This window comes from Paenibacillus sp. GM2 (genome assembly GCF_900069005.2).
Classification (GTDB): domain Bacteria; phylum Bacillota; class Bacilli; order Paenibacillales; family Paenibacillaceae; genus Fontibacillus.
Window position 1 is genome coordinate 1,415,464 of the sequence record NZ_LN831279.1, and the last position, 12,664, is coordinate 1,428,127.

Annotated in this window: 11 protein-coding genes and 1 riboswitch; all 11 genes read left to right on the top strand. The window is 47.6% G+C overall.

From position 1 onward, the window contains the following. Positions 1-37 precede the first annotated feature (37 nt). The 11 genes from BN1360_RS16165 (at position 38) to BN1360_RS16215 (ending at position 12,546) form a co-directional block, all read left to right on the top strand. Positions 38-970 (top strand): carbohydrate ABC transporter permease, encoded by a 933-nt coding sequence (locus tag BN1360_RS16165; RefSeq protein WP_068780880.1) that lies wholly within the window; start codon positions 38-40, stop codon positions 968-970. 12 nt (positions 971-982) lie between these two features. Continuing rightward, entirely contained in the window at positions 983-1,819 is an 837-nt protein-coding gene (locus tag BN1360_RS16170; protein ID WP_068780881.1) for a carbohydrate ABC transporter permease, read from the top strand. A gap of 156 nt (positions 1,820-1,975) precedes the next feature. After that, positions 1,976-3,364: an ABC transporter substrate-binding protein gene (locus tag BN1360_RS16175; protein WP_068780882.1), complete on the top strand. Its 1,389-nt coding sequence runs from the start codon at positions 1,976-1,978 to the stop codon at positions 3,362-3,364. A gap of 148 nt (positions 3,365-3,512) precedes the next feature. Then, complete coding sequence (locus BN1360_RS16180) at positions 3,513-5,873, top strand: glycoside hydrolase family 95 protein (RefSeq protein ID WP_068780883.1); 2,361 nt, start codon at positions 3,513-3,515, stop codon at positions 5,871-5,873. Positions 5,874-5,895: 22 nt separating this feature from the next. Next, entirely contained in the window at positions 5,896-7,155 is a 1,260-nt protein-coding gene (locus tag BN1360_RS16185; RefSeq protein WP_068780884.1) for an alpha-L-fucosidase, read from the top strand. Between the two features lie 157 nt (positions 7,156-7,312). Continuing rightward, on the top strand, positions 7,313-7,651 hold the full coding sequence (locus BN1360_RS16190; RefSeq protein WP_068780885.1) for a thioredoxin family protein: 339 nt from the start codon (positions 7,313-7,315) through the stop codon (positions 7,649-7,651). Positions 7,652-7,779: 128 nt separating this feature from the next. Then, a riboswitch (adenosylcobalamin (AdoCbl) riboswitch) is annotated at positions 7,780-7,934 on the top strand. A 389-nt stretch (positions 7,935-8,323) separates the two neighbouring features. Continuing rightward, the gene (locus BN1360_RS16195; protein ID WP_068780886.1) at positions 8,324-9,466 is read left to right on the top strand and encodes a 1-propanol dehydrogenase PduQ; all 1,143 of its coding nucleotides are present in this window, start codon (positions 8,324-8,326) and stop codon (positions 9,464-9,466) included. Between the two features lie 209 nt (positions 9,467-9,675). Further along, positions 9,676-10,032 (top strand): BMC domain-containing protein, encoded by a 357-nt coding sequence (locus BN1360_RS16200; protein ID WP_068780887.1) that lies wholly within the window; start codon positions 9,676-9,678, stop codon positions 10,030-10,032. A gap of 12 nt (positions 10,033-10,044) precedes the next feature. Continuing rightward, positions 10,045-10,476: a EutP/PduV family microcompartment system protein gene (locus BN1360_RS16205; protein WP_068780888.1), complete on the top strand. Its 432-nt coding sequence runs from the start codon at positions 10,045-10,047 to the stop codon at positions 10,474-10,476. 80 nt (positions 10,477-10,556) lie between these two features. Beyond that, a complete protein-coding gene (locus tag BN1360_RS16210) occupies positions 10,557-11,129 on the top strand; it encodes an ANTAR domain-containing response regulator (protein WP_068780889.1) in 573 nt (190 codons plus the stop codon). Further along, on the top strand, positions 11,122-12,546 hold the full coding sequence (locus BN1360_RS16215) for a sensor histidine kinase (protein ID WP_068780890.1): 1,425 nt from the start codon (positions 11,122-11,124) through the stop codon (positions 12,544-12,546). The genes BN1360_RS16210 and BN1360_RS16215 overlap by 8 nt, the downstream gene beginning before the upstream one ends. Positions 12,547-12,664 lie beyond the last annotated feature (118 nt).

The window sequence follows — 12,664 nt, forward strand, 5'->3', positions numbered from 1 at the left end:
TATAAGGATAACTTATTAATTGTTGAGGTGATACAACGTGGAGGCAGTCAAACAACCCGTGCCGGACATCCAGAGAGAACCACGCAAGAAATTTTGGACTCCGCAGCGCAAGGAAGCATTGATCGGTTGGCTTTTCCTAACGCCTGAAATTGTAGGCATGCTGTTCCTTAATGTATTCGCACTTGGATTTTCCCTATATTTGAGCCTATCGAAATGGGATCTATTATCCGGGGTGAAGGGCATTGAATTTACCGGGTTCGATAACTATGTAAAAATGTTCCATGATCCGACGATTATCCAGGCTGTTAAGAACAATCTTATCTACATGATACTGACCGTGCCTATACCGATCGCAATCGCTTTGGTGCTGGCAGTGCTCATTCATAACAGCGTTTTCTTCAAGGATTATTTCAAGGTAGCATTCTTTATTCCTTACATATCGTCGATTATCGCGGTAGCGGCGGTATGGAGTGCATTGTTCCATCCATCTTTGGGTCCGATTAACCAGTTCCTGATGGATATCGGCATTTCCAATCCGCCTAAATGGCTGGTTGATCCGAAGACATCCTTATTGTCGATCGCTATTATCAGTTCTTGGGCGAGTCTCGGTTACACCATTATTATCTACATGGCGGGTCTAACGAACATCTCCAATGAAATATATGAAGCCGCGGATATCGACGGAGCAGGGCCTTTGAAGAAATTTTTCGCTATCACGGTACCGATGCTGCGTCCAACAACCTTCTTCCTATTGATTACGATGCTGATCGGCTCGTTCAAAGTGTTCGACGTCATCGCGTATCTGACCGAAGGGGGTCCAAACAACTCTTCCATGGTGCTGGTATACCGCATTTACGAGGAAGGCTTCAAATATCATAACATGGGCTACGCTTCCACCATTTCCTGGCTGCTGTTCGCCATTATCGGCATCATTACAGCATTGACCTGGAAAATGAGAAATGAAGACTAGGGGGAGTATCAAATGCAGCTAATTCGAAAAAACTTGTCAAAAGCGATAATCACCCTCTTCATGGGTGCTCTGTCCGTCGTATTTCTAATACCTCTCGTCTGGATGGTATCGGCAGCATTTAAGTATGAGAAAGATGTCATGCGCTTTCCGATTCAATGGATTCCCGAGAAGATCAATGTAGCGTATAACTTCAAGACCGTCTGGATGGGGAAGGTTCCCTTCTATGAATTTTATTTCAACTCATTCAAGATCGCTATTATTACCACTCTTATTACGTTAATTATCTCGTCGATGTCGGCTTACGCGTTGACGAAGATCAATTTTAAAGGACGGAATATTGTATTCCTGGGACTTTTGTCCTTCATGATCATTCCTGATCAAGCGACATTGATTCCGCGCTTCTTGCTGATTCGCTGGTTCGGGCTCTATAACACACATGCAGCGATTATATTTATGAGCATGTTCTCGATCTACTTTACATTCCTGTTGCGGCAATTTATGATTGGCGTCAGTGATGAGTTTATTGAAGCAGCAAGAATCGATGGCGCTGGCCATGTAAAAATCTTCACCTCTATTATGGTGCCGCTCTGTAAGCCGGTGTTGGCAACGGTAGCGATTATCAAATTCATCTGGACCTGGAATGACTATCAGAATCCGCTCATCTTCTTGCTGGACAAGGATCTATATACCATTCCACTCGGAATGACCCTGTTCCGTGATGACTTCACCAATAACTACGCGATTATGATGACAGCAGCTGTATCGGCAATTATTCCACTGCTGATCGTGTTCATCGCTCTGCAGAAACAGGTTATTAACGGGATTGCGCTGGGTGGCGTTAAAGGCTGATCAGAGATCAGCCTTATCCATAAAGAAAGCGCTGTCGAAAAGTCAAAAATGTAATCCTATAACATCAAAATTTTGCACTTGGCCTTTGAGGCAACCGCCTATAATGGGACTTGTACAAGCACTACACTAAAAAATCTTCAGTGCGGGGGGAACAAGATGAAACACAAGAGTAAAAAAAGTTTTTCAATCATTCTCGGTACAGTTCTTGCCATCAGCTTGATGTTAAGCGGATGCGGAAAATCTGGCAACGGAAATGCAGCATCGGGCGCAAATAATTCCGGTAGTACTAAATCCGACAAACAGGTGACGATCAAGTATTACAACTGGGATAACGATGCACAAGCAGCCGGAACTGATGCAATGCTGAAAGAATTCATGGAACAGAATCCGGATATCAAGGTTGAGCATGTCGTTCTTGTACCTGGTGATTCTGTAGAGATGGAGAAGAAGCTCGACTTCCTGATCTCCTCTGGAGAATCGATTGACGTTGTACAATTGGCAAGCTTGGGTTCTGCTATTGAACGGGCAGGCCGCGGAGCGTTCGCACCTTTGAATGAGTTCTATGAAAAAGAAGGCGTTAAACCTGAAGATGAATACTGGGTTAATGCCAAGGTTGACGGCAAGTACTATGGCATGCAATACACCAAGAGCATCAACTACATCATGATGAACAAGGATGCCTTGGACGAAGCGGGTCTTGAAGTTCCTAAATACGGCTGGACTTGGGATGACTTCCGTGAATACGCGAAGAAACTGACCAAAGGCGAAGGCGTTGATAAACGTTACGGTACTTACTTCCATACTTGGGAGCTCTACATGAATGCTCCTGCTCAGACGATGATGAAGGACCCATTCGTATATGATGACGGTACGACGATCCTGTCTGACCCATCGTATAAATATTTCTTCCAATTGCGTAAAGACATGGAGACGGTAGATAAGACAGCTAAGCCTTATTCTGACATTCTCGCAGCGAAGCTGAACTATCGCACCGAGTTCTTCAACGAAGAAGCGGCTATGATCCTGACTGGTAACTTTACGATTGCTGATCCAGGCAACACAGAGCAATATCCACATAACTTCAAGACGGCGTTTGCACCGGTACCAGTACCTCCTGCAGGAGCTGAGCCTAAAGGTTATGAAGGCAAATACTTCACAAGTGGTTCGCAAATTGTAATGGGTGCTACTTCCAAGCATAAAGAAGAATCTTATAAGCTGATGAGATTCATGACCACAGCAGATTCACCAAGCAGACAAGAATTCTCCGGCTACAAGAAAGCGAACAACGAAGAGCTGCTGACCAAGCTGGTTGCTGGTCATGAAGACATGTATGATATGGATTCCCTGAAATATTCTTTGTTCAGCGATGACATCAAGTTCCTTGACGCTGGTGCGAAAATGACCAAAGCTAATGCGGAAATTACTAAAGTTATCGATGATGGCTTCAGCAAGTTTATGCTTAGCAATGAGTCATTGGATGATGTACTGAAGTGGATGGTAGATGAAGCTACCAAGTACATTAACGAAAAAGGCTACGTTGAATAATACGAGTTTGGTTAGATAGTGAAGGTTTGATGATTAACATTTGACTTGCAAGGGCCGTCTCAATGATCTTTTGAACATGAGAGACGGCCCTTGTTATCTATTTAAACGGGAATATGCAGATTATTTGGGAGTAGATAGGGGTAGAACGATGACGAATTTGATGAACGAGCTTATAGAGAAGCAGCCTGCCCGGATCTGGACGGAGTCATTTCCAGTCGGTAACGGCAGGCTGGGAGCGATGATATTTGGCGGCGTGTCCTCCGAGCGGATCGGTCTGAATGAAGATTCTGTCTGGTACGGGGGACCCAAGCAATGCGACCATCCACAGGGCAAAATGAAGCTGGATGAGATTCGAGATCTGTTGCGCAGAGGCGAGGTTCAACAGGCTGAGAAGGAGATGCTTCTTCATTTCACGAATGTTCCGCAATATTTCGGTCCTTATCAGCCGCTGGGAGATTTGCTGCTTCAGTTCACTAACGTCAAGTCGGAAGCGGAGGATTACTGCAGGAGATTGGATCTGAGTACAGGGGTCGCTTCGATTAATTATGCAGCGGATGGAGTCCGCTATCATCGGGAAGTCTTTGCCAGTGCCGTTCATCAGGTAATCGTCGTTCGCATCACGGCATCAGAGCCAGGTGCTGTAAGCTTAACCGCACGCTTAAGTCGGCGTCCTTTTGATGGAGACTTGCTGCGGGAGAATGAGAATACCTTAATTATGGAGGGAATTTGTGGGTCTGATGGGGTTAAGTACGCAGCGGTATTAAGCGCTCAAACCACAGGCGGGGAGTGCCGGGTAATCGGTAATTACCTGGACATCCGGTCCGCTGATGAAGTAACGCTCTTACTCACGGCTCAGACCACGTTCCGCTGTGAGAATCCGCGCCAGGAAGCGCTCTGTCAGATGGAAGCAGCAAGGGCATTCACGTACAGAACATTACTTGATTCGCACAGGGCCGATTACCGTATGTTGTTTGAGCGTGTTAGCCTTGAAGTTTATTCGGAGGATCCAGCAGGAGAAGCCGAAGTGATTGTAGAACCGTTAGGTACGAGCCGTGATGATGCAGAAACTTATCGTTCCACTTCTGAACGGCTGCAGTTTTATCGGCAAGGAGGCGAGGACCCACAGCTTGAAGCGCTATTCTACCAATATGGCCGCTATTTGCTCATATCAAGCTCCAGACCGGGCAGCTTGCCTGCGAATTTGCAAGGGATCTGGAATGATAGCTTCACTCCGCCGTGGGAGAGCGATTATCATCTGAACATTAACCTGCAAATGAATTATTGGATCGCCGAGACAGGTAATCTGCCAGAATGTCATGAGCCGTTATTCGATTTTATCGATCGACTGGTCATTAATGGACGAAAGACAGCGGCAACCTTATATGGGGCAAGGGGCTTCACAGCTCACTCCAGCTCGAATATCTGGGCGGAAAGCGGCTTGTTTGGCGCCTGGACGCCCGCGATCTTTTGGCCGACGGGCGGGGCCTGGCTGGCGCTGCATTTATGGGAGCATTATCGGTATAATTTGACAGAAGCCTTTTTGCGTGAACGGGCTTATCCGGTGTTGAAGGAAGCGTCGCTGTTCTTTCTTGATTTTCTGGTTTTTGATGAGAATGGCTATTTGGTTACATCCCCCTCGCTCTCACCAGAGAATAGCTATGTGAACGAGACGGGACAGGCAGGTGCGCTATGCTCCGGCCCATCTATGGACTCGCAGATCATTTATGCGGTATTTACTGCTTGTATTGAAGCGGCGGAAATTTTGGGGCTGGATGAGGAATGGATTGAGCGATGGACAGGAGCCCGGGCAAAGCTGCCAAAGCCTAAAGTGGGACGTCATGGTCAGATTATGGAATGGGCCGTCGACTATGAAGAACATGAACCGGGCCATCGTCATATTTCTCATTTATTTGCTCTGCATCCGGGGGAACAGATTGTTCCCTATAAAATGCCTGAGCTGGGGGCCGCCGCCAGAAGGACGCTGGAACGGCGGCTGCAGCATGGAGGGGGACACACGGGCTGGAGCCAGGCGTGGATCGCTAACTTCTGGGCCAGGCTTGGCGATGGGGACAAAGCGCATGGCAGCCTGCGCGAGCTGTTGGTCAAGGCAGTGCACCCGAATCTGTTTGGCGATCATCCTCCGTTCCAGATCGATGCTAACTTTGGTGGGGCTGCAGCTATTCAAGAGATGCTGCTGCAATCCCATGGCGGTGAGATCCGACTGCTGCCGGCACTTCCTGCGGCCTGGTCAAGCGGGTTAGTTGCAGGCTTGCGGGCCAGAGGCGGCTTTGTCATTAATATCCGCTGGCAGGCCGGGGAACTGGAAGCCGCAGAGATTTATTCAACAAGCACAAGGGACTGTACTTTGTATAGTAAAGAGCGGCTCGCCATATACGATGCTAAGCATGTTCCTGTAACGATGGCAAGCTTACACTTTGAGCAGGGTTATCGATATACATTTGCTGCGGAGCCTGGACATACCTATCTGATCGTACTTAATAAACAGTAATTTTATGAAGGAGTAAATAACTATGAATAATGAATTGAAGAAGCAGCCAACGGATTATGTTATGGCTCTGCCAACTCCGGAGCAGCTGGCCTGGCAGGATAAGGAGCTGGGCTTGTTTTGTCATTTTGGAATGAATACGTTCTGCGATCAAGAATGGGGAGAAGGCAATGATTCACCTACTCTGTTCAATCCAACGGAACTGGATGCACGGCAGTGGGTTAGAACGGCAAAAGAGGCGGGATTTCGCTATTTTGTATTGACGGCGAAGCATCATGACGGGTTCTGCCTCTGGCCAACCTCGACAACCGATTATTCCGTCGCTTCCAGCCCGTGGAAAAATGGACAAGGCGACGTTGTAAGAGAATGTGCGAACGCCTGCCGTGAGGAAGGTGTCGGCTTTGGCATCTATGTCTCTCCTTGGGACAGACATGAGCCATGTTATTCAGATCCACAGAAATACGACGACTTCTATTGTCGTCAATTAGAGGAATTGCTAACGGGTTACGGGCCCCTGGTGGAAATCTGGTTCGATGGCGCTGGCTCCGAAGGCCGTGAATATGACTGGCGGCGGATTATCGGCCTTGTCAAGCAGCACCAGCCAGAGGCGATGATCTTCAATATGGGCGCTCCGACGATACGCTGGGTTGGTAATGAGGACGGACTGGCTCCTTACCCGTGCTGGAATACGGCAAAAACAGCGAAAGGAAGTATGTTCAGTGAAGCTTCCTTGCAGTGGTTGCCGGAGACTCCGGATTGGGTGCCGGCGGAATGCGATGTGCCGATCCGCAAGGATCACTGGTTCTGGCATCCGAATGATGAGAGCTCTTTATTGACCTTAGAGCAATTGATGGATATTTATTACCGTTCAGTGGGGCACGGCGCGACCCTTCTGCTTAACGTCTCTCCGGACGATCGCGGGCTGCTCCCCGAGATAGATGCGAAGCGTCTGCTGGAGCTCGGAGAGGAGATCAGACGTAGATTCAGCCATCCTCTGGCTGAGACGGGGGGCAGCGGTGAACTGCTGGAACTGGAGTTGGTCGAAGCCGCGTTGATTGATCACGTGGTGCTGATGGAAGATATAGCGTACGGGGAACGAGTGCGCCAATATGTTCTTGAAGTCCATGCGGATGGAGAATGGAAGGAGCTCGTTCATGGCAGCGCAATCGGCCACAAGAAGATCGATGTCTTGACACCCGTAAATGCAGATAAAATCCGGTTGCGGCTTACGGAATCTGTGGGTAACCCTATCATCCGCAAATTTGCTGTATACAGCTCGCAATAGTTCTAAATAAATTTGACGACGTATTACAAAGGCCTTCTTTTCCTGGTTGGGATAATTCCTGGTTGGGATAAGAAGGCCTTTGTAATTAGGATGGGTTATAATAATAAGCAGGACAACCTAAGGAGCAAGATATCGAGTGCAAGGAGAATAGAAAAGCATGAAGGAAATAGAGAATTTAAGCAATTATGCTGAAGTAGAAGCATTTATTAATGAGCATGAGTTAAGTTTCCTGTACGTGTCCAGGCCGGATTGCAGCGTGTGCCACGCTATTCTCCCCAAGCTGAGAGCATTATTGGAGCATTTTCCGCAAATGAAGTTAGGACAAGTCAATGCGCTGCAGGTAGAAGAAGTCGCCGGGCATTTGTCGATCTTCACAGCTCCCACGCTGCTCCTATTTGTCAAAGGCAAGGAATATCTGAGAGAGGATCGTTTCGTCCGTTTTGCGGATTTAGAGGAGAAGCTGGCCAGAATATATGAATTCTACACTTCGGATTAACTCATCCGACTATATGTTCTCGGATTTGCCATTATCAGTCCGTGATATCAGGTCCATTTGTTCAGATTTATATTGCCAATGGTATCGTTTGTGCTATAATGATGTCGAATGGGCAGCCATTCACGTCATGTACAATAGAAAAAGTTATAGACAATGGAAGTTTGGTGTAAATCCAACGCGGTCCCGCCACTGTGATAGACCGAATACGCGGTCTTAAGTCAGGTCTTTTGTCTATGAACTTTGCCAAGACCGGTCATTTCGAGGCGAAAGTGGCTGGTTTACAAGTCTAGTGATGTTCACGCCTCGCTAGGCTTTTTTAATTTGCAGCAGGCTCCGACAATGTCGTCGGTACAGCCGGGTGTTCGCCGCCGAACATATACAATGATGTATTTCAACCCAACCGGGAAATTCTTCAGGGCTGAAGAAACCGTGCACAATGGAGTGCATATCCCTTTTTTTATGTTCATAGCCGTTTATGTGTCTGATCTAAGGACAAGTTCCGGAAGCGGTTGACGCAGATCGGAATAACGGTGTACAGTATAAATGGAAAATTAAATGATAAGAAGCTGCACAATGGCGTGCGCTTATGATAACAAGCAAAGAGGCTTTTGAAGGGAACATCCCTTTGAATGGCCTCTTTTTTTGTTGCAATTACTTCTTGGAGGTGCTTGTATGGATAAACTTTCAATTAAAGCCGACCTCTACATGGGGCAAGGCGCAATGGATCGTCTATCGGAATGGCGAGACAAACGAGTGTTCATCGTCACGGATCCATTTATGATCAAGTCTGGAATGATTGATCGGGTGATTGATCGGTTGGACAGCAGCAATGAGCAGTATATTTTCAGCAATATTGTACCTGATCCGCCGATCGAAGTGGTTACGGAAGGCGTCGAGGCGCTTGGCTCGTTCAACACCGATCTGATCATTGCCATTGGCGGCGGTTCAGCTATCGATGCGGCTAAAGCGATGAAATTGTTTGCCCAAAAACTGCTTGGCCGGCGTGATATCCCGTTCATCGCTATTCCGACAACAAGTGGAACCGGGTCGGAAGTTACGTCATTCTCCGTTATCAGCGACAAACAGAAAAACATTAAGTATCCGCTTGTATCCGACGATATGCTGCCGCAAGAAGCGATTCTGGATCCTGAGCTTGTCCAAAGCGTGCCGGATTTTATCACGGCTGATACCGGGATGGATGTGCTGACGCATGCGATTGAAGCGTACGTATCGATCAAAGCCAATGATATTTCCGATGCGCTGGCGGAGAAAGCAATGAAGCTGGTCTTTGCCTATTTGCCACGAGCTTATAAAGATGGGAATGATCTGGAAGCGCGCGAAAAAATGCATAATGCCTCCTGCCTTGCGGGGATGGCCTTTAATATTGCCTCACTGGGATTGAATCACGGGATCGCCCATGTAGCAGGAGCCAAATTCAAAATTGCCCACGGACGCATGAATGCAGTTCTCCTTCCGCATGTTATCGAATTTAATGCAGATTACAAGCCGGGATACGGCAAAGAGGACAGCAACAGAGCGGCGATTCGCTATGCTGAAATTGCCAAGATTTTAGGGTTGTCGGCCCCCCATGCGAAGAGCGGCGTCCGCAGTCTTATCCAAGCGATCAAACAGCTGCAGAAGCAGGTGAATATGCCGCAGACGCTGCGAGAATGCGGTGTGGAACAAGCATTGCTTGAAGAGATGAGGGAATCGATCGCTGAAGGAGCGCTGAAAGACAGATGTACGGAAACGAATCCACGTGTTCCTGCGGCAGAGGATGTGCTTCGAATTTTGAACAAAATGTTTCAATTCTAGGATCAAGTCGAGATTTGACGGATTTTGTGTTGACATCGCTTGCATTATTCAAATATAGTAAAAGTAACACAACGGCGTGTTGCCTATAATCAAAGCAAAGTGGCTTCTTAAAAATTCCGCGTGAACTTTTCCGCGTAAACTTTTAAGGGGCTTTTATTGTTTTTTGCAGGGGCTTTTAGCGTTTTTGATACGAGAGTGAGATGAGAAGCATGGAACAAGGAGCCGAGAAACAACGTGTAATTCAGGAGTATGTGCCTGGTAAACAGGTCACATTGGCTCACATTATTGCAAACCCGAACCCGGATATATATAAGAAGCTGGGACTCGGAAACGAAGCGCATCAGTCGATCGGCGTCATGACGATTACCCCGAGCGAAGCCTCCATTATCGCTGCGGATATCGCAACAAAGGCGGCTGGCGTCCAGATCGGTTTTGTCGATCGTTTCAGCGGCTCACTTGTTATTACGGGCGATGTATCATCAGTTGAATCTGCGATCAGCGAAGTGTTGCTTGGATTGCAAAATATATTGGGCTTCTCGGCGAATACAAGTATTACGAGAACGTAGGGGAAGCTTAGGATGAAGAAAATCATATTTGCCGGAAGTACGGGATCGGGCAAAACCACGCTGTGCCAATGGCTGCACGGTGAGAAGATTGCCTACAAGAAAACGCAAGCCGTCGAAAATTTCGATCAGGCCATCGATACGCCTGGCGAATGCATCGAGAATCGGTATTTATACAAAATGCTGTTGGTCTCCAGTGTAGACGCTGACGTAATCGGACTGGTTCAGGATTGTACCAAAGAAGACAGCTACTTCCCGCCGGCTTTTGCGACAGTATTTGCCAAACCGGTTATCGGGGTGGTAACGAAAGTCGAGCTGGCTAAGTCGCAAGAGGAAATCGAACAGGCCAGAGCTCATTTGGCGGCAGCTGGAGTGGAGCAAGTTTTTGAAGTCTCAACGATCGAGAATGTAGGAGTGGATGCCCTTCGAGATTACTTGGAGGAGTAAACGATTCCGGTTCAATGCAAGCGGGACTTTAACTGTATGGCAGACAAGCAAATAACGACAGACAATGAGGTGCATGACGCATGAATGGAAAAATTGTAATAGTCGATGACGAACCTATTACAAGAATGGATATTCGTGAGATGCTCGAGGAGGCGGACTACAATGTAGTAGGCGAAGCTTCCGATGGCTTTGAAGCTATCGAATTATGCAAGAAGCATCTGCCTGACCTCGTCATCATGGATGTTCAAATGCCCATTTTGGATGGGCTTAAGGCGAGCAAACGAATTCACTCAGAGCAGCTGGCAGGCGGGATCATTCTATTGACCGCTTACAGCGACAAACAGACGATTGAAAAGGCATCCGCTGTCGGTGCGCTTGGCTACCTGGTAAAGCCGCTTGATGAAAAGTCGTTCATTCCTATGGTGGAAGTAACCATCGCCAAAGGCAGGGAATTCCGCAAGCTGGAGCAAAATCTCTCGAAGCTCACGCAGAAGATGGAAGAACGCAAAGCCGTCGAAAAAGCAAAGGGCATATTGATGAGAGAAAACGGTTATACGGAAGAAGAAGCCTATCAAACCCTGCGCAAACTAAGCATGGATCGACGGTGTCCAATGATTGAAATTGCAAGCACTATCGTCATTTCCTATGATTGATTTCAAAGAGCGGGTCAGGCAGTTGTGCCACCTTCATACCGGATTGTCGGAAGGGGAGATAACCCAGATCTGCGAAATTGCCGAGTCTTTCGAAATGACCGAGGTGGAGGATGATGTCTTCATCGACGTATTGTCCGGCATGGCAAACGAAGCAGTGGTAGTATACCATCGCAGTCCCTGTCCAGGAAAATCGGTATATCAATTTCCGGTAACGGGTAAAAGGGCGCTTCGTGAAAATGAACCTGGCGTTCTGCGCACGTTGGAGACAGGCATTATGTCGCAGGGGCTCGTTGCCAATACACAGGAGAATCATCTGGTTCGGCAAACGGTATATCCTATTAAAAATCAGGCAGGCGTCATTGCCGTCCTGATCTATGAAAAAGATATCAGCGATAATATACAAGCTCACTTCAATATGCAGGGGATGTCATACGAGGATGGGGAGATGTCCTCAATGCTGACGGCAATGCTGCAGTTCAAGGATTCGATCATCAATCAATTGGAGGATGCCGTTCTGGTGTTCGACAAATACGGGTTTTTGAAGCTGAAAAACGAACGGGCGGATGTATATTACAGACAGCTTGGTTATTTGGAAGATATCCAGGGGTTGCATTACGATAATTTATCACTGGATCAGACGATGTTCTCGGAGGTGATGAGCCAGCATTCCTCCTCCCCATGTTGTCCGCTTACAGTTGAGGTGAAAGCCGCGGGCCGTTACTATCAGGTCAAACGCTTGTTTATTGAGGAAAAGGGGTTATGCGTAGGCGTTATTTTGCATGATATCACCGAGATCAGGAACAAGGAAGCCGAGATTATCTCCAAATCGGTTGCCATCCGCGAGATTCATCATCGGGTAAAAAATAATTTGCAGATGGTAGCATCCCTGCTGCGCATTCAGGGACGGCAGTGCAAAAGCCCGGAAGCCAAGAAATGCCTGGATGACAGCGTCGCCAGGGTACTTGCGATCGCGGCCACGCATGAATTATTATCGACGGAGATCCAGGCGGAAGTGGACCTGATGGAGGTGATCCGATTGATTGCATCTAATATCGAACGCTGTTTTGTCGATTGTCATGCAATCAAGATGGAGATCCTATCGGAGCAAGGGATTTGCTTGGACAGCGATCGAACCGTCACCGTCGCATTGATTGTCAGCGAGTTGCTGCATAACAGTTATGAGCATGCCTTTGGCGATTGCTCGATTGGGAAAATCACGGTCAAAACCAGAGCAGAAGGCGGATTGGTGACGGTCGTTGTGGAGGATGACGGAGCCGGCTTCATCGTCGAGGAAGCTTCGCAAAAAAGCTTGGGGCTGTCGATTGTGCGAAGCTATGTCAAAGACAAGCTGAAAGGCAAGCTTTCAATTGAATCCGGCAATAAGGGCACAACCGTGACCTTTACATTTAAACAATAATATCAGCGGGCTACAAGGGCGTAGTCTTATAAGCGATGAGGCTTAAAGTAAACCATTTCGGTACATCCGGGTGGTTATCACTTTAAGCCTTTTTGTGTTAAGTGCGCGTTCAGAATGG

Excerpts from the sequence above, each read along its gene's own strand:
- BN1360_RS16170 (WP_068780881.1), top strand. The coding sequence starts at position 983 with ATGCAGCTAATTCGAAAAAACTTGTCAAAAGCGATAATCACCCTCTTC.
- BN1360_RS16175 (WP_068780882.1), top strand. The coding sequence starts at position 1,976 with ATGAAACACAAGAGTAAAAAAAGTTTTTCAATCATTCTCGGTACAGTT.
- BN1360_RS16180 (WP_068780883.1), top strand. The coding sequence starts at position 3,513 with ATGACGAATTTGATGAACGAGCTTATAGAGAAGCAGCCTGCCCGGATC.
- BN1360_RS16185 (WP_068780884.1), top strand. The coding sequence starts at position 5,896 with ATGAATAATGAATTGAAGAAGCAGCCAACGGATTATGTTATGGCTCTG.
- BN1360_RS16190 (WP_068780885.1), top strand. The coding sequence starts at position 7,313 with ATGAAGGAAATAGAGAATTTAAGCAATTATGCTGAAGTAGAAGCATTT.
- BN1360_RS16195 (WP_068780886.1), top strand. The coding sequence starts at position 8,324 with ATGGATAAACTTTCAATTAAAGCCGACCTCTACATGGGGCAAGGCGCA.
- BN1360_RS16200 (WP_068780887.1), top strand. The coding sequence starts at position 9,676 with ATGGAACAAGGAGCCGAGAAACAACGTGTAATTCAGGAGTATGTGCCT.
- BN1360_RS16205 (WP_068780888.1), top strand. The coding sequence starts at position 10,045 with ATGAAGAAAATCATATTTGCCGGAAGTACGGGATCGGGCAAAACCACG.
- BN1360_RS16210 (WP_068780889.1), top strand. The coding sequence starts at position 10,557 with ATGAATGGAAAAATTGTAATAGTCGATGACGAACCTATTACAAGAATG.
- BN1360_RS16215 (WP_068780890.1), top strand. The coding sequence starts at position 11,122 with ATGATTGATTTCAAAGAGCGGGTCAGGCAGTTGTGCCACCTTCATACC.